Origin of the sequence: Mesorhizobium sp. M0060 (assembly GCF_040323155.1) — a bacterium.
In the GTDB taxonomy this organism is placed as follows: domain Bacteria; phylum Pseudomonadota; class Alphaproteobacteria; order Rhizobiales; family Rhizobiaceae; genus Mesorhizobium.
In genome coordinates this window covers 41,897-59,317 of record NZ_JAMYUP010000021.1, presented here as the reverse complement: position 1 = coordinate 59,317, position 17,421 = coordinate 41,897, and the positions used below count along the sequence as shown (strand labels likewise).

Annotated in this window: 13 protein-coding genes and 1 pseudogene; 5 read left to right on the top strand and 9 right to left on the bottom strand. The window is 61.7% G+C overall.

Annotated elements, in window-relative coordinates:
• The first annotated feature begins 325 nt into the window (after positions 1-325).
• The gene (locus tag NKJ94_RS20650; RefSeq protein ID WP_352527349.1) at positions 326-1,129 is read left to right on the top strand and encodes a fumarylacetoacetate hydrolase family protein; all 804 of its coding nucleotides are present in this window, start codon (positions 326-328) and stop codon (positions 1,127-1,129) included.
• A 626-nt stretch (positions 1,130-1,755) separates the two neighbouring features.
• Here the strand turns inward: NKJ94_RS20650 and NKJ94_RS20645 are convergent.
• Positions 1,756-2,457 carry an alpha/beta hydrolase gene (locus tag NKJ94_RS20645; protein WP_352527348.1) on the bottom strand — a complete coding sequence of 234 codons (702 nt, stop codon included), beginning with the start codon at positions 2,455-2,457 and terminating at the stop codon, positions 1,756-1,758.
• A 189-nt stretch (positions 2,458-2,646) separates the two neighbouring features.
• Here NKJ94_RS20645 and NKJ94_RS20640 point away from each other — a divergent pair, with 189 nt between their 5' ends.
• Positions 2,647-4,197, top strand: coding sequence for a winged helix-turn-helix domain-containing protein (locus NKJ94_RS20640; protein ID WP_352527347.1), 1,551 nt, complete (start codon positions 2,647-2,649; stop codon positions 4,195-4,197).
• A gap of 627 nt (positions 4,198-4,824) precedes the next feature.
• Here NKJ94_RS20640 and NKJ94_RS20635 read toward each other — a convergent pair.
• The 8 genes and pseudogenes from NKJ94_RS20635 to iolG form a co-directional block, all read right to left on the bottom strand.
• A pseudogene (locus NKJ94_RS20635) lies at positions 4,825-5,993 on the bottom strand (Gfo/Idh/MocA family protein).
• 82 nt (positions 5,994-6,075) lie between these two features.
• Complete coding sequence (locus tag NKJ94_RS20630; RefSeq protein ID WP_352527346.1) at positions 6,076-7,080, bottom strand: substrate-binding domain-containing protein; 1,005 nt, start codon at positions 7,078-7,080, stop codon at positions 6,076-6,078.
• 62 nt (positions 7,081-7,142) lie between these two features.
• Positions 7,143-8,234, bottom strand: coding sequence for an ABC transporter permease (locus NKJ94_RS20625; protein ID WP_352527345.1), 1,092 nt, complete (start codon positions 8,232-8,234; stop codon positions 7,143-7,145).
• Complete coding sequence (locus tag NKJ94_RS20620; RefSeq protein ID WP_352527344.1) at positions 8,224-8,964, bottom strand: ATP-binding cassette domain-containing protein; 741 nt, start codon at positions 8,962-8,964, stop codon at positions 8,224-8,226. Before NKJ94_RS20620 ends, NKJ94_RS20625 begins: the two co-directional genes overlap by 11 nt.
• Positions 8,965-9,239: 275 nt before the next feature.
• A complete protein-coding gene (locus NKJ94_RS20615) occupies positions 9,240-10,226 on the bottom strand; it encodes a hydroxyacid dehydrogenase (RefSeq protein ID WP_352527343.1) in 987 nt (328 codons plus the stop codon).
• Positions 10,226-11,038, bottom strand: coding sequence for an HpcH/HpaI aldolase family protein (locus NKJ94_RS20610; protein WP_352527342.1), 813 nt, complete (start codon positions 11,036-11,038; stop codon positions 10,226-10,228). The genes NKJ94_RS20615 and NKJ94_RS20610 overlap by 1 nt, the downstream gene beginning before the upstream one ends.
• Positions 11,039-11,050: 12 nt before the next feature.
• On the bottom strand, positions 11,051-12,487 hold the full coding sequence (locus NKJ94_RS20605; protein WP_352527341.1) for an NAD-dependent succinate-semialdehyde dehydrogenase: 1,437 nt from the start codon (positions 12,485-12,487) through the stop codon (positions 11,051-11,053).
• Positions 12,480-13,499: an inositol 2-dehydrogenase gene (gene iolG / locus NKJ94_RS20600; protein WP_352527340.1), complete on the bottom strand. Its 1,020-nt coding sequence runs from the start codon at positions 13,497-13,499 to the stop codon at positions 12,480-12,482. The genes NKJ94_RS20605 and iolG overlap by 8 nt, the downstream gene beginning before the upstream one ends.
• Positions 13,500-13,607: 108 nt before the next feature.
• Between iolG and iolD the strand changes: the two genes are divergently transcribed.
• From iolD to NKJ94_RS20585, 3 genes are all read left to right on the top strand, one after another.
• A complete protein-coding gene (iolD, locus tag NKJ94_RS20595; protein ID WP_502896094.1) occupies positions 13,608-15,452 on the top strand; it encodes a 3D-(3,5/4)-trihydroxycyclohexane-1,2-dione acylhydrolase (decyclizing) in 1,845 nt (614 codons plus the stop codon).
• A 127-nt stretch (positions 15,453-15,579) separates the two neighbouring features.
• Positions 15,580-16,485, top strand: coding sequence for a myo-inosose-2 dehydratase (iolE, locus tag NKJ94_RS20590; protein WP_352527338.1), 906 nt, complete (start codon positions 15,580-15,582; stop codon positions 16,483-16,485).
• The gene (locus NKJ94_RS20585; protein ID WP_352494519.1) at positions 16,482-17,297 is read left to right on the top strand and encodes an SDR family oxidoreductase; all 816 of its coding nucleotides are present in this window, start codon (positions 16,482-16,484) and stop codon (positions 17,295-17,297) included. Before iolE ends, NKJ94_RS20585 begins: the two co-directional genes overlap by 4 nt.
• Positions 17,298-17,421 lie beyond the last annotated feature (124 nt).

Genomic DNA, 17,421 nt, shown 5'->3' with positions numbered 1-17,421 from the left:
GTCAAGCCCTGCGTTCTTGGTTGGGCGGACTCTCCGATTTCTATCCGGCCATATCCTCAAACACTACTCACCATGGTTGACGCCTTCCATCTTCGGGCAACTGATCCCATCATTTCCGTATGGCCGCATGTTTGAGAATTCGGGAGCGTTGTCATGCATGATTGGATCGCTTGGATCGCATCGCCAAGCGGATCTGCCCCAAGAGCGCTACACTCGGAGGCACGCACGGTGGCGATAGCTGGCGATATGGATGGAGAACTCGACGGATGAGAGAAATGCCTAACTGCCGAGGAAGTCTCTGACCGTTATCGCGGGGGCGTCTCGGTTGGAACACTGCGAAAGACGCGCTCAGCTCAATCGCAGCGCCCATGTCACCGACATTGCCGGCAAGGCGCTTGACCCGGCATCGCTCGAGACATTGTCGAAGCTCGATCCGAAATCGCTGCCGGCGGTTTCCGGCAAGCCGCGGATCGGCGCCTGCGTTGCCGGCACCGGCAAGTTCATCTGCATCGGCCTGAACTATTCCGACCATGCCGCCGAGACCGGCGCCACCGTGCCGCCGGAGCCGATCATCTTCATGAAGGCAAGCTCGGCTATTGTCGGGCCGAATGACGACGTGCTGATCCCGCGCGGCTCGGTCAAGACCGACTGGGAAGTCGAACTCGGCGTGGTCATCGGCAGAAAAGCCAAATATGTCGGCGAGGCCGAGGCGCTGGATTATGTTGCCGGCTATTGCGTCTCGCACGACGTCTCCGAGCGCGCCTTCCAGGCCGAGCGCCAAGGCCAGTGGACCAAGGGCAAGTCCTGCGACACGTTCGGGCCGATCGGCCCGTGGCTGGTGACCAAGGACGAGGTCAAGGACCCGCAGAACATCCCGATGTGGCTGACGGTCAACGGCAAGACGATGCAGAACGGCTCGACCAAGACCATGGTCTTCGGCGTCGCTTATCTCGTCTCCTATCTCAGCCAGTTCATGTCGCTGCACCCGGGCGACATCATCTCGACCGGCACGCCGCCCGGCGTCGGCCTCGGCATGAAGCCGCCGGTCTTCCTGAAGCCCGGCGACGTGGTCGAGCTCGGCATTGAAGGGCTTGGCCAGCAGAAGCAGACGTTCCGGGGGGACGTGTAGAGGCTCTCCCCGTTTTTGAGACCTTGCGTCATTCGACGAGAGCAGATCATCCGATGCTGGCGTTCGCAGGGCTCTGTCGCTTTCAGCTCATATTCTCAACCGGGCAAGTTCTTAGCCGGCCAAGTGTCGGAAACCTCATAGCCGGTGGAGAACGGATCGGTTGGATCAAGCATGTGCTGGCCATGATGGACGGCAACGTCATCACAGCGCGGCGGACAGTGGCGACCTCGGCGCTCGCGGCGCGTGCCTTTCGCGCGAGGACTCGCGAAAACCGCTCGTCCTCGGCTCAGGCCGCGTCGCCAGCCCTATACCGGAGGCATATCGCGCCGTTCGTCCAATTGCCGAGGGATAGGATATCAATCCGGAGAGTGCGGACTGCATGGTTGCCGATTTGATCAACCGGGGCATGGCGCATGGCTCTCCCCTGGGATCCATGTTGACCTGATTGGAGGCTTCACACCAGCCGTCGGCTCGGGCCTTGCGGATCTTGTCGCAGCAAAATTGGTGCATTGCTCGCTCTGATGCAGCCAACAGCTGTCAGGTCCTGGTGCATCCGGTCGTTCGGCCGGCCTAGCGGTCCCAGGCGCCGCCAGGCGCCCAGGCAGCCCATCAAGGGTGATGCGCGTTCAGTGTTTGCCGACGCCGGCGGCCGCCTGTTTGATGAGGCTTGCGACAGCTGCAGGATCGGAGACGTAGACGGCGTGACTGCCAGGCGCCTCCACCGTCGTTGCCTGCGCCCGGTTCGCCATGTTGCGCTGCGCCGGCGGCGGGATCATCCTGTCGTCGGTGGCGACAAGGTACCAGCTGGGCTTTACCCTCCAGGCCGGAGCAGTGACCTTGCCTTCGAGCGCCGCCACGCCCCACGGAACCTGCGAATCCGCCATGAAGGAGGCGAGCCCGGGCCGGACATCGGCTGCGAACGAGGCTGCAAACTTGGCCTTGTCGAGCATCAGGAAGCCGTCGACGGGCGGCAGGATCGGCGGCACCGACGCTCCGGGCGGCGGGTTGGCGATCAAGGTCGAGACCGACTCGCCGGCGTCCGGCGCGAAGGCTGCGATATAAACGACACCTGCCACCTTCGCATCTGTGCCGGCCTCAGACACCACGACGCCGCCATAGGAGTGGCCGACCAGGATGACATCGCCCGGAGCGGCGGCGATGGCACGCTTGGTGACGGCGACATCGTCGGCGAGCGAAGTGGTCGGGTTCTGGACGATGGTCACGTCATAGCCGTCCTTCTTGAGGATCTGATAGACCCCGTCCCAGCCGGATCCATCGACGAAGCCGCCATGCACGAGGACGACGGACTTTGCTGCAGTGTTCGACATTTGAGTTCTCCTTTTTCGAAAACATTGGTTGAAGAGTTTGTTGCAAGAGGACTATGCGGCAAGGCGAAGTGGCGCGCTTTGACGCGGCCTTCAGGACCTCTTGATTTTGCATTGAGATCGCTTTGATTTTGCGTCAACGACGCGGTTAGAGTGTACGTCTGTTTGCAGCGTGGTCTGGAGCGAGTAATTTTGCCGTATCTTTTTGAGGATTTTGCTCTGGACTGCGATCGGCGCGAACTGCGTCGCGGCAACGACCTGATCGCCGTCGAGCCGCAAGTGTTCGACCTGCTGCAATATCTCATCCGCAATCGCGAACGGGTGGTCAGCAAGGATGACCTGGTCGATGCGGTCTGGCAGGGGCGCATCGTCTCGGACGCCACGCTCGCCAGCCGCGTCAACGCCGCCCGCAATGCACTCCACGACAGTGGCGATGAGCAGCGCCTGATCCGCACCATTCTACGCAGGGGCTTTCGCTTCGTCGGCACCGTGCTCGAGGAGGCCGGCACCGAGGCGACGACACGGGTGGAGCAACCGAAGCCTGCCTCGGGGATTCCCGCCCGTCCCTCCATCGCCGTGCTGGCCTTCGTGAACCTGAGCGGCGATCCGGATCAGGACTATTTTGCCGACGGCATGGTCGAGGACATTATCACGGGTCTGTCGCGCATAAGGTGGCTGTTCGTCATCGCGCGGAACTCCAGCTTTACCTACAAGGGCCGCGCGGTGGACGTGAAGCAGGTCGGCCACGAGCTCGGCGTGCGCTACGTGCTGGAAGGCAGCGTGCGCAAGGTGGGAAGCCGCGTGCGCATTACCGGCCAGCTCATCGACGCGGAGGACGGCAGCCATTTGTGGGCCGAACGCTATGACCGCGACCTGACCGACGTCTTCGCGCTGCAGGACGAAATCACCGTCAGCGTCATCGCGGCAATAGAGCCCAATTTGCGCCGGGCCGAGATCGAACGCGTCAGGCGCCAGCGCCCCGACAGTCTCGACGCTTATGATCTCCTGCTTCGCGCACTGCCTGATGTCTACACCTTCATGCCGCAAGGTGCCGCCAAGGGTCTGCCCCTGCTGAACCAGGCTTTAGCCATCGAGCCGACCTATGCTCTTGCCCATGGCTTTGCCGCCTGGGCGCATCAGACCCTATTTGTGCGCGGCGGCATGGACGCGGAGAACCGCGAGAAGTCGATCCGCCATGCCCATGCGGCGATCGAGCACGGTCCGGGCGACGCGATGGCGCTCGCTCTGGCCGGCTTCACCATCGGCCTCGTGGAGCATGACCGCAGGCTGGCCGACGAGGCGTTTACAGAGGCTTTGGCGCTCAGTGCTTCCTGCGCCTTCGTCTATGCCTTTGGCTGCGTGCCGGTGGCCTATGGCGGCGACGCGGCGCGCGCGATCGATTGGTGCGAGCGGGCAATGCGGCTGAGCCCCCTCGACGCCATGAGCTGCGTGCCGCAAGGCATCATCGGGTTCGGTAATTTCCTCTCCGGCCGGCACGAACAGGCCGTCGCGGCCGGCCGAAGGGCGGTGGAACTGAACCCCGGCTTCAGCATCCTGCACGGATGGTTGGCGGCACCACTTGCCAGGCTTGGGCGGCTCGACGAGGCAAAAGCGGCGGCCACGCGACTTTTGTCGCTCGACCCGCAATTCACCATCAGGCGCTGGTCTGCCGCCGTCGGAATTGCGCCTGAGATAATCGATGACGTCACCGACGCCATGCGGATGGCTGGCTTGCCGGCATAAGGGCGCACGCCGGGTCGCCGAGCGAACGCTGCTTGTGCGAGCAACGCGAATTCAGGCTTTGCGATCATCCAACGCGGCGTGGTGCCGGTCAAAAGCGGCGGACTACAAATTGCAGGCGATCTGAAACCCTCGGATGACTTTCTGGCCCGCACTAGATCCGTGGGCCAGCCTAATGGATTTCGCCTGGTCCCCAGGGCGATAGAAGGCTGGCTGGCTCGCCATTTCAACCTCAACCCTTCGATTTTCCGCTAGGGCGCCCCCCGCCTCCGCAGCGATGGCGGCGCCGTATCCATCCCAGGGGCCCGCAGTGTTCGCGGGGAATTCACCAGTGCGGACGAATTTCAGGAAGGCGCCGTTCTGACGGCGATAGGCCTCGGCATGGCGACCTCTCCAATCCGTATCATGATGAGTGACGTACTGTAGGCCTGAATCGACCATCGGTCAGAACATACTTTGCGCCAACACGGTCCGCCAAATGACGTGCCCGTTTCTCCGAGCATCGCAGATCACCTGCAGCGTCGCCCCGGAAGATCCTCGGCGAAGATGCTGGCATGGTCATTTCCCATGATCCCGGCACCGACAACGGCAAGCCGAATTGACATGAAAGGGCTCCAGTTGCTGTTGCTATCACCGAGCGGGCCCCGCTGGCCTTCGGCAGCACGGAGCAGCACCTATGCGCTGACGTCGATCCACGCCCTCGCCGGAGGACCTTCTTGCGTCCTCAAGGAGGGCCTGGATACGCGCGCCGGACCGGAAATTCATCGGCTCTGGCGCTCCTCCGGAAATAGCTTTCACGAAGTTCGCTATCTCAATGGCCTTGAGATCATTGAAACCCAGCTGATGGCCGGGGGCGACACAGAACAGACCGTAGGGGTCATGGTCCGGACCGGCTTCGATGCGCCTGAAACCACGACGTCCAGCTCGGTCCGCGACGCTGTAGAAGTGCAACTCGTTGAAACGCTCCTGCGAGAAGACCAGCGCGCCCGCGGTGCCGTACACCTCGAAATCGTGCTGCATCTTACGGCCCGTGGCGATCCAGTTGGCCTCGATGGTGCCCGATGCACCGTTTTCGAATCGGACGAACATCCGGGACAGATCGTCGACCTCTACATCGCGTCTGCCGCCGGTGCCGTCGGGGCGCGAACCTATCACCGTGACGCAATCGCTCAACACCGGCTTATCGGGCCAAGAAGATATTCCGCTGTGGCAAGCGCGTGGCTGCCAAGGTCTGCGAGGGCACCGCCGCCGGCTGGATCGTGGCGGAACGTAAATGGGCTTTCCGGATCCGCCATATAGTCCTCGGCATGGATACCGCGGTAACTCCAGATTTCGCCAAGCTCACCGTTCCGGATCATGTCACGCGCAAGGCGCAGCATCGGGTTGCAAAGATAGTTGAAGCCGACCTGCGTGCGCACCCCAGCCTGTTTGGCCGCTTTGGCCATCTCCCATGCGTCGCTCGCCAGCGGTGCGAGGGGCTTTTCACAGTAGACGTGTTTGCCGGCACCGATGGCTGCGAGCGCCATTTCCTTGTGAAAGGCATTCGGAGCGGTGATGTCTATCAGGTCGATTTCGGGATCTGAAATGAGCGTGCGCCAGTCGCCGCTCGACCGAGCAAAGCCTAGCGCTCGCGACGCCTTGGCTGCGATGTCGTCAGAGCGGTCGGCGATGGTATGAAGGACAATCTCAAATGGTAGATCAAACACACGTTGCGCGGTTGCGAAGCCGAACACGTGGGCCTTGCCCATGAAGCCAGAGCCGATCAGCCCAATCCGTAGTTTAGGTCTGTCTGCTGTCATGCTTCCACGCTTCAGAAGGTGTAAGTTTGCAACGGGGTCGGTCGCGGAATAGGAGGCGGGATTTCTCCCGCCCCTTTCATGGTTACTTCGCGATGCAGGTGTCGGCCGTCTCCGGCGTGCAGACGTCAAGTCCGGTGTAGGTCGGATCCGTCGGAGCCGGCTTGCCGTCCTTCATGTCCTTGAGCGCGAACATGGTCTTGTAGCCCATTTCGAAGGGACGCTGACCTACCTGGCCGAGAGAGTACCCTTCCTTCATCTGTTCAATCTGCGTGGGCAAGGTATCGGCAACGACCAGCGCCAGTTCCTTCTTGGCGATCTTGTCCTTGTACGGCTCGACCGCAGCGCGGTTGGCGTCCGGCACAAATTGCGGGAAGCCGCCGGTCGGCACGAATGCGTCAAGGTTCGGCATCTTCGCCATGTAGTCCTGGAACTGCTGCACCGACAGCGGGAAATCATCGTTGGTGTACAGCGGGCAGCCGGGCGCCTCGGTCCAGCCGTTCTGACTGGTCAGGGGATCGCCCGGCGAGGCGGCCGACTTGGTCCCGGAGAGCGTGTCGCGGATGCCTTGCATGCGCTCGTTATGGTTTGCCGCTGCCGCGCCGCCGGACTGGATGCAGATGGTGCCACCTTTCGGCTTGATCGTCTGCACGATCTTGGCGAGGTTCACGCCGATCTCGTAGTTGTGCGTTCCGACATAGGCGGCGCGCAGATCCTTGTTCTCGGGCAGCACGTCCGCGTCCCAGGTCAGCACGGGAATACCAGCTTCCTTCGCGGCCTGCAGTGCGACGGCCATGGCTGCCGCGTTCGCCGGTGCAACGGCGATGCCATCGACCTTCTTGGCAACCAGATCCTGCACGATCTGAACCTGTTCCTCACCGCCACCGTGCTCGCCGGGTCCGATGTACATGCACTCGAATGCGCCGTTGGACTCGGCCTCTGCCTTCTTGCAGCCATCACGAGCCTGGTCGAAATAGGGGTTGTTCATGTTCTTCGGCACCAGCGCGAATACGAGTTTCTGCTGGGCGTAGGCCTGCCCCGCCGTCAGGGCGGACGCGGCAACCGCAGCCGCCAAAAGATATTTCTTCATCGATGTTCCTCCGTTTGTTGTGTTCACCTCAGGATATTCCACCGGCATAAGCCGGCAGAGCTCTAGCCACGCTTGATGGTGAAGAAGGACTTCAGCGATCTGCCGGACGTCCCCATGCCAAGAAGCACGGCGAGAATGATGAAGATGCCAACGAAGGCACCCTGCCAGTTGGAATCGATGCCTGCCATCAGCAGGGCGTTGCGGACGACCTCGAGGAAGGCCGATCCGATAACCGCGCCGAACGCGGTGCCATAGCCGCCCATCAGGCTGGCGCCGCCGATCACGGTGCCGGCGATGACGCGCAACTCGTAACCTGTTCCCACCGCATTGATCGCCGAGCCGCTGTAACCGAGCAGGAGCAAGGATGCGATCGAGGCGCAGAAGGACGAGAAAACATAAGCCTGGAACTTGATCCGATCGACGGGCACGCCCGTCATGCGTGCCGCATTCTCGTTACCGCCGATCGCGAACAGATGGCGGGCCCACGCGGTGAAGATGAACACCCAGCCGAGGGCTAGCGCCATGATCACCATCACCCAGAAATGGGACGAGAACTGCGGTATCCAGCTAGGAGCCCATCCCTCCAGCGAGTGCACCGGCCACTTTGCCTGGCCGATGGCTTTCACGATCGGGGCGTCAGGCCCAAACTGATAGAGCATTTGGTTGCCTGACAGCACCACCGCCAGCGAACGCGCTATCGACAGCATGCCAAGCGTGACCACGAAGGACGGCATGCCGATATAGGCGACGAAAAAGCCGTTGAACGACCCGCAGGCAACTCCAGCGAGAAGGCCGGAGGCGAACGCCACGTACCAAGGATAATGCCAGGTCAGTAGAAGACCGGCCACGATGGCCACGAGGCCCATGACTGACCCAACGGAAAGATCGATCCCGCCCGTAATCAACACCACGGTCATGCCCAGGCCCATGATGGCGATCAGCGCGAAATTCCGGGTGATGTTGGTTGCATTTTCGGCTGTGCCGAAGCTCGGTTCCAACATGGTCATAAACGCGACAAGGAGGAAGAGCGCGACCGAGACCCAGAAGGCCTGGCTACTTCTCAACTTCTGAAGCGCAGTTTGTTCCATGATGCCGACGACGTCGGCAATCGAGGCGTGGCTTTCCTGGATCGCTTCGGGTTGACTAGGCTGCACGGATCGCTCCCGTGATTAGTCCGGTGATTTCTTCCGGAGATGTCTGAACGGTGGGTTTGTCGGCAACCTTGGTGCCGCGCCGTAGAACGACGATACGATCGCAGACGGCAAAAACGTCTGGCATGCGGTGGCTAATCAGGATCACCGCGACACCGCCCGCTTTCATGCGCCGGATCAATTCCAGGACCTCAGCAACTTGGCGCACGGAAATCGCAGCGGTCGGTTCGTCCATAATGACGAGTCTGGCGTTGGACAAACGGGTCCGTGAAATCGCAATTGCCTGGCGCTGACCGCCCGACATTTTTTTTACGAGATCGCGTGGCCGCGTTTCTGACTTCAGTTCGCCGAACAACTCCGCGGAGCGATCGATCATCGCCTGCTTATCTAGAATCCGGAAAGGCCAGACACCCTTTTTGAGTTCTCGACCCAGGAACACGTTCTGCGCAGCGGTTAGATTGTCCGCCAGTGCGAGATCCTGATACACGACCTCGATCCCCTCGGCGCGAGCATCGAGCGGCTTGTGGAAGTGGCAGGCCTTGCCGCCGACTCTGATCTGCCCTTCGGTCGGGGGAAAATTTCCCGAAATCAGTTTGACCATTGTCGATTTTCCGGCGCCGTTGTCGCCCATCAGGCCGGCCACTTCACCGGGTTCGATCGAAAAGCTGACGTCTGACAGCGCGCGGATTGCCCCGAAGCTTTTGCCAACGCCCTGCACTTCAAGCAAAGACACGTGGTCATCCTCCCATGGACACGGCGGCTCTTGGAGTCTCGCCTCGCCTCATTCTGCAATGGATATTGCGTATGAAGTTCTTGTGCAACAATGCTTATTGCAGAGTTTTATAATTTGCAACAACTATTTTCTATGCGGATTAACTAGCTGTTTTTGATAAGATATTTTTCGGCGCAGCTTGGTGCGAAATCGAAATCTGATGATTGCCGGGATGGCAGCATCGCTTTGTTGCAATGTTTCTTGTGGCGCCGGACTGACAGACCTTTGTGCGGCTTTCAATGGCCGTTCAACGACGCGGGTTGGCCCTCCAGCTCTTTGCCGTTGACCACCAGCGCCGGGTCGATCCTGCTCTCAAAGAAATCGAGCACGTTCTGCACCGCCGACATGGCCATCCGTTCACCGCATTCGATTGTGAGGCCGGCAATATGAGGCGACAGGATCACCTGATCGCATAAGAGGAGTGGATTGTCGGAAGCGGGCGGTTCCTCGTCGAAGACATCGAGGCCGGCGGTCGCCACCTTGCCGGACTGAAGGGCTGCAAGAAGTGCCCTTTCGTCAACTACGCCGCCGCGCGCTGTGTTCACGAGCCAGGCTCCCGGCTTCATGAGGGAAAACTCGTGCTCGCCGATAACAGGTTTATCGCCCTTGGGCGCATGCACGGAAATGGCATCCGCCCATCGAAGGGCCGACGCCAGATCGGAGACGGTTTTCGCAGGGCCTTCCGGCCATCCGATTTTTTCGAGATACGGATCGTAGGCGGCGATGCCCATGGAAAAGGCAGCCGCCATCTTCGCGAGATGCCGGCCGATGCGGCCGTAGCCTAGAATCAGCAGACGCTTGCCGGCCAGTTCCGAAGCTTCCAGCCTGTTTCGCCAATTCCAGGCGCCCTCGCGAACTGACTGGTCCCCGCGCACAGCATGCTTGGCACAGGCAAGGAGCATCATCATGGCGTGCTCGGCGACAGATATGGAATTGACGTCTCCGACGACGGCGAGCGTGATGCCGCGCTTGTTGAGGGACGGCAAATCAACAGAGTCGTAGCCGACACCGTGACGGGACACGATCCGGAGCCTGCGCCCCATCTCGACGGTCGCGGCCGAGAGAGGCTGTGTGCGGATCACCAATCCATCGGCCCTGTCGATCAGGTGGGCATAGCTTGGCTCCGACACTTCCTCGACATAGTCGTAGGTGACGCCGGCGGCATGATCGAGCAACGCGATTCCAGCCGGGTGCAGCTTCCCGGCAACCAGAACATGCGGCATCAGTACCCTCCCTTGGAACCGGCGCTGACGCTTGATCCGCCCGTGAGTTCCCTGAACTTTTTGACGTTCGCTTCCGCCGCACCGGCCAGCATGCGCACGTCGTTGGAGACGGTGGTCATGTTGTAGCCCCACCCGATCGCACGCGCCGCGTAAGCCGGAGTTCCACAGTGCAATCCCGCGGCTATGCCGGCTTTTTTGCAGGCCGCCACGATATGCTGGATGGCCTCGATCATCTCCGGTTCTTCGCGGTCGAAGGCAGGCGGCAAGCGGCCCTGGGTCATGCCGAGGGTCAGGTCGGCCGGACCAACGTAGATCCCGTCCAGTCCAGGGGTCGAAGCGATCGCGTCGAGATTGTCCATCGCCTCGGCCGTCTCAACCATGGCAAAGGCAAGTATCTCGCCATTGGATTCAGAAGCGTAATTGGCACCGGCCGCGAAATTCACACGTGTCGGACCAAAGCTTCGGCTGCCGAGTGGCGGATAGCGCACGTAGCTAACAAACTCGGCCGCCTGTTCGGCGGTATTCACCATCGGACAGATGACGCCGTAAGCACCTGCGTCGAGCACTTTCATGATGATGCCTGGCTCCAGCCAAGGCACCCTGACGAGCGGCACCGTAGCGGAGGCACGCATCGCCTGGAGTATTGGCAGCAGGCCGCTGTAATCGAGCGCTCCATGTTGGAGGTCGACGCCGATGCAGTCGTAACCTTGCGCCGCCATGATCTCGGCGGTGAAACTGTTGCCGATCGAAAGCCAGCCATTGATGGTCGGCTTCCCATCGGCCCAAAGCTGCTTGAGCCTGTTCTTGATCATGAAAAACGCTCCTTAGAATACGATTTGAGCCAGCTTGGTATCGAGATAGTCCCGGATACCTTCCGCGCCGCCTTCCCGGCCCATGCCGGAATGGTTGGTCCCGCCGAACGGCGCCTCGGAAGCCGCTAGCGCAAAGCTGTTGATGCCGACCATTCCGGCCTTGAGCGTCGCGACAACTCTGCGGGCGCGCCCCGCATCCCGGGTGAAGGCATAGGCAGAAAGCCCCATCTTCGAGGCGTTTGCCCGACCCAGGACCTCCTCTTCGGACGAGAAACGGGTGATGGCCGCGATCGGACCAAAATTCTCCTCGGCAAACACGGTCATGTCGTCAGCAACATCGGTAAGGACCGTCGGCTCAAAGAAATGACCGGCGTTGAACGCCGGCGAGCGGCGGCCGCCTGCGGCAATCCTGGCACCGGCCTTTTCCGCGTCGGTAACGATTTGTTCGATTTCGTCGGTCCTCCTGGCATTGATCAAGGGGCCCATCTGCACCGTCGGATCGAGCCCATCACCCAGCTTCAGGGCCTTCGCCCGCGTGACGAACCCGTCGACGAAAGCATCATGGACCTTTTCGTGGATGAAAAAGCGGTCTGGCGTGACGCAAACCTGCCCGGCATTGGCGAACTTCGTGGGCACGGACACGTTGAGCGCGCTTTCGATATCCGCGTCGTCGAAGACGATGAGAGGCGCGTTACCGCCAAGCTCCATCGACACCTTCTTCACCGTATCGGCTGCGTCGCGCAGCATTTGCTGCCCGACCCGTGTAGACCCGGTCAGCGAAACCTTGCGCACAAGCGCCGACGCCATCAGCGGCACGTAGGTTGTGGCCGTGGACCCGACGAGAAGACCGACCGTGCCTGGGGGGAGCCTGCCCGCACGCAGGCAGTCGATCATCACCATCGCGACCCCTGGCGTCTGGCTCGAAGGCCGAAGGATGGCCGAACAACCGGCGGCAAGCGCCGGGGCGACCTTGCGGGCGACGAGCGCGGCCGGAAAATTCCATGCCGTAAAGGCCGCCACGACGCCGATCGGCTCATGCAGCACTTCGAAGCGACCTCCGGGGACACGGCTCTCGACGATACGGCCATAAACACGCCGAGCCTCCTCGGCGTACCACCGGAACTGATCCGTCGCCAGAACCCACTCGCGTTCGGATTGGGCAATGGGCTTGCCCGTCTCCAGCGTAATCATGCGGGCGGCTTCGTCCTTGCGCCGGCCCATTTCGTCGGCGATAGCGTGAAGCGCGTCGGCGCGCTCGAACGCGCTCTTTGCTCGCCAGGCAGAAAGGCCACGTTCGGCGGCCGCCAAGGCAGATTGTGTATCGTCCAGCGTCGCGGTTGGAGTGTCGCCCAGTGAGCGTTCGGTGACGGGACTGGCTACGGTCGCCGTGCTTCGGTCGGAAGCGGCGCGCCATTCACCGTCGATGAAAAGTCCGTATTTGTCATACATTGCCGTCACCGATCTCGCTGGTGCTGACCACCCGACGCTCTGCGACAGATTTGATCGCTGCTTCGGCGAGGACCAGCGCAAGGCGTCCGTCCTCGAATACGACCGACGGCTGGCGTCCATTTTCGATGGCGTCGACGAAGTCGTCGATTTCAGCGTTGAACGCTTCCCTATATCGCTCGATAAAGAAGTGAAGGTATGGCTGCGCCCGATCGCTCAGCCCATCGGCATAGATACGGGCCTCATGCGCGCGTCGGTTCTCGGAAATCGCCATGCCGGCCGATCCGAAAGCCTCGACGCGCTGATCGTATCCATAGACCGCGCGTCGTGAGTTGTTGATGATGCACTGCTTGCCGCTGGCGGTGCGCAAAACCACGGTCACCGTATCCCAGTCATTCGTCTCGGCCATCAGGTCCGGGTCGACCAGCCGGCTGCCGGTCGCAAAGACCTCAACGGGCTCTTCACCGAGCATGAAGCGAGCCATGTCAAAATCGTGGATTGTCATGTCGCGAAATATGCCGCCGGACACGCGTGTGTAGGCAGCTGGCGCCATGCCAGGATCCCGCGACGTGATGATCACCTGGTGGAGCTCGCCGAGCTCGCCACTCTGGATGGCCGCCCGCACCGCAGCATGCCCGGGATCGAAGCGGCGGACGAAGCCAATCATGATGGGCAGCTTGCTTCCACGGATGTTTGCGGCACAGCGATCGACACGCATCAGGTCAAGGTCGATGGGCTTCTCGCACAACACTGGCTTTCCGGCCGCCACTGCCCGCTCAATGTAGTCGACATGGGTATCGGTGGCCGTCGCGATCAACACGGCGTCCACATCGTCCGTGTCAAACATGGCGTCGGCCGAGTCCAACGCGGGAAGGCCGAGCATGGCTGACACTTCGTCGGCGGCGGCGCGATTGACGTCATACACCGCCGCCAGTTTCGTTCGTGGGTGTGCAGCGATATTGGCCGCATGCATGCGCCCGATGCGCCCGCAACCGAGCACGCCAATTCTCAGCATTGCATTCCTCCGCAACAATATTTTTGCAATGATCGTTGCAAAGAGGTTGATTTGTCAATGGCTATTTCGTAATAGTCTGCACAACGGAAATTCGCTAGGGAGGTAGTGATGACGAAGACCATTCGTCTGACCATGACGCAGGCGCTTGTGCGCTATCTGAGCAATCAGTTCACCATCGTCGACGGCAGCAAGGTTCCGCTGTTTGCGGGCGTGTTCGCCATTTTCGGTCACGGCAATGTCACGTGCCTGTCCGAGGCCCTGGAGGCCGCGCAGGACGTCCTTCCCACATGGCGCGGCCAGAATGAGCAGTCGATGGCACTGGCCGCGATCGGGTTCGCGAAGGCGAAGCGCCGGCGCCAGATCATGATCGCCGCCACCTCCATAGGCCCGGGGGCTCTGAACATGGTGACCGCCGCGGGCGTCGCCCATTCAAACCGGCTTCCGGTACTGATGCTGGCCGGCGACACCTTTGTCAGCCGCCGGCCCGATCCGGTCATGCAGCAGGTCGAGCACTTCGGCGATCCTACAGTCAACGTCAACGACGCGTTCAAGGCGGTGACTCGCTACTGGGACCGCATTGTCCATCCCGAACAGATCGTTTCCTCGCTGCCCCAGGCGGTCGCGGTTCTGCTTGATCCGGCCGACTGCGGGCCAGCTTTCATCGCCCTCCCGCAAGACGTGCAGGAAGTCGCTTGGGATTATCCCGAGTCCTTCTTCGAACCCACGGTCCATGCGATTCCGCGCCCCCGGCCGGATCGCGCGCGTCTCGAAGAAGCGGTGCGTCTTCTCAAGGCGGCAAAGCGTCCGCTGATCATTTCAGGCGGCGGCGTGCGTTACTCCGGTGCGGAGGCCGCTCTTGCGAAATTCGCCGAGGCGCGCGGTATTCCGCTTGCCGAAACCATCGCCGGCAAGGGCACGGTGACGCACGACCATCCTGCCCATATCGGGCCCATTGGCATCGTCGGCTCGACATCGGCGAACGCGCTTGCGGGTGAGGCCGATGTGATCCTGGCCGTCGGCACGCGGCTCATGGACTTCACGACGGGATCGTGGAGTGCGTTCAGCCCCGACGCCAAATTCGTCTCGATCAACGCCGCGCGGTGGGATGCCACGAAGCACCGGGCTCTCGCCGTGGTCGGCGATGCGCTGGAAACCATCAACGAGGTCGAGGCCGCGCTCGGTGACTGGAAAGCCGAAAGCGGCTGGACCGAAAAGGGCAAGGTCGAATTTGCCAACTGGAACACCGCGCTCGACGGATTCCAGAAGCCTACGAATGACCCGGTTCCGACCTACGCGCAGGTCGTCGGCGTGGTCAACGCGAAGGCCGGCGAACGGGATCTGCTGATCACCGCGGCGGGCGGGCTTCCCGGGGAAGTCATGAAGAACTGGCGCGTGAAGGAGCCGAACACGTTCGACTGCGAGTTCGGATTTTCCTGCATGGGCTATGAGATCTCGGCCGGATGGGGTGCGGCGATGGCGGATCCGACCCGCACGCCGATCGTGATGATTGGCGACGGCACCTACATGATGATGAATTCCGACGTCTACTCATCGGTTCTCGTCGGCCACAAGATGATCCTGATCGTCTGTGACAATGGCGGCTATGCGGTGATCAACCGGCTACAGAATGCCAAGGGCGGCGCGTCCTTCAACAACATGATCAAGGATTGCCGGGTCAAGGAGCCGTTTTCGGTCGACTTTGCAAAACACGCCGAGGCCATGGGCGCCCTCACGCGGCGGGTTGAGAGCCTTGCGGATCTCGGCCAGGCTGTGGAGTGGGCCAAAGGGACGGATCGCACCACGGTGATCACCATCGTCTCCGATGGCTATACCTGGACACCCGGCGACGCCTGGTGGGATGTCGGCGTGCCGCAGGTCAGCGAGCGGGCCGAGGTGCGCGAGGCCCATTCGGTTCAAGCCGAAGGCCGCAAACGGCAGCGCATAGGAGTCTAGGTTTTTCGGACGCCCCCCGGGGCGTCCTCTGCCGGAACGATGCCACACTCCCTGAGCATTGTTCCGGCAGTTTTTTTCGCGGCGCCAAAAGTTGGCGGCGGCAGCTGGAATGATGATGGAGATCAAGATGAGAGCCAAGCTTGGCATCGCGCCGATCGCCTGGTGGAACGATGACCTCGCCGAATTGAGCGACGACGTTTCGCTGGAGGAGTGTCTGCGGCAGGCCCGCGAGGCCGGCTTCACCGGCATGGAGACCGGTCGCCGTTTCCCGATGGACGCGGCGGTGCTCGAACCCACTCTGAGGCAGCACGGTATGAGCGTCTGCGGCGGCTGGTTCTCCGGTCTGCTGCTTGACGGCGATATCGAAGCGGAGAAAGACCGCATCGCGCAGCAGATGCAGCTCTTCAAGGCCGTCGATGCCCCCTGCATCGTCTACGGCGAAACGGCAGGCACCATACAGGGTGATCGCTCCGCGCCGCTTTCCACCAAGCGGCGGCTCTCGGAAGACGAGATCAGAATCTATGGTCGCAAGATGACTGCCTTCGCCGAATGGTGTTCGGGCGAGGGCATGCCGATTTCCTACCACCACCACATGGCCGCGCCGATCGAGACCGAGGAAGAGCTCGACTTCCTGATGAAGCATTCCGGCGAGGGTCTGGCCCTGCTCTACGATGCCGGCCACATGGCCTTTGCCGGCGGCGACGTGCTGCGGGTGGTCGACAAGCACCACGCCCGCATTTCGCATGTACACACCAAGGATATCCGCCAGGCAGTCGTAGACGGGCTCGACCGCACCCGGGAAAGTTTTCTCGACGCGGTGGTCAAGGGAGCCTTCACCGTGCCCGGCGACGGCTCGCTCGACTTCGAGGCGATCATCAAGCGCTTGGCGAGCCACGGCTACGAAGGCTGGTTCGTCGTTGAAGCCGAGCAGGATCCCGTCAAAAGCCCGCCGCTCGAAATGGCGAAGATAGGTCACAAGGAATTGCTGCGCGTCATGGCCGCGGCTGGCTACACAGTGGAGGACAAGGCATGAACCGGATGGATGGTAAGATCTGCGTCGTCACCGGATCGACGCAAGGACTGGGCGCGGCTATCGCTCGCCAGCTCGCCCGAGCCGGAGCCGCTGGCCTCGTCACACTTGGTCGTAACGAAACCAAGGGCCGCGCGGTGGCCGCAGACATTTCGCACGCCACGGGCGTGCCCGTGCACTATGTCAACGCCGATCTTGGCAATGTCGAGGATTGCCGCCGCGTGATCGCGGAAGCGGAGCGCGTTTTCGGAAGAATCGACGTGCTGGTCAATGCCGGTGCCCGGACGGACCGAGGCACGATCCTCGACACGTCGCCAGAATTGTTCGACGCCCTGTTCGCCGTGAATGTACGCGGACCTTATTTCCTCATGCAGGAAGCCATCCGGCACATGATCGGCCATGGCATCGAGGGTGCGATCTGCAACATCGGCTCGATTTCGCAGCAGGCCGGCCAGCCGTTCATCAACGTCTACTGCGCCACCAAGGCGGCACTGGCGACACTGACCCGCAACACGGCATTTTCCGTCATGAAGAACCGCATCCGCGTCAACCAGCTGGATATCGGCTGGATGGCGTCCGACCACGAGCGGGAATTGCAGGCGAGCGAGAAGGGCGATCCCGACTGGGAAGCGAAAGCCGTTGCACACCTGCCCTTCGGACGCCTGATCGACCCCCGCGAGGCGGCACGAGCGGTCAACTTTCTCGTTTCGGACGATGCGGGTCTCATGACGGGTGCGGTGGTGGATTACGACCAGACCGTGCTTGGCGCCGCACCCGGTCCCATGGCCGTGCCTGAGAAGGCGATGGCGCTCTGAAGCCATTGGAACCGTCGAAGCGGATACGGAAAAGAAAGCAGCTGCCCTGTGAGGACCCACATCACTCTTCTGGGCGGCTCCGATAACGGATGAACCGGCGGCCCTGCCGCCAGAAGGAGAGCAA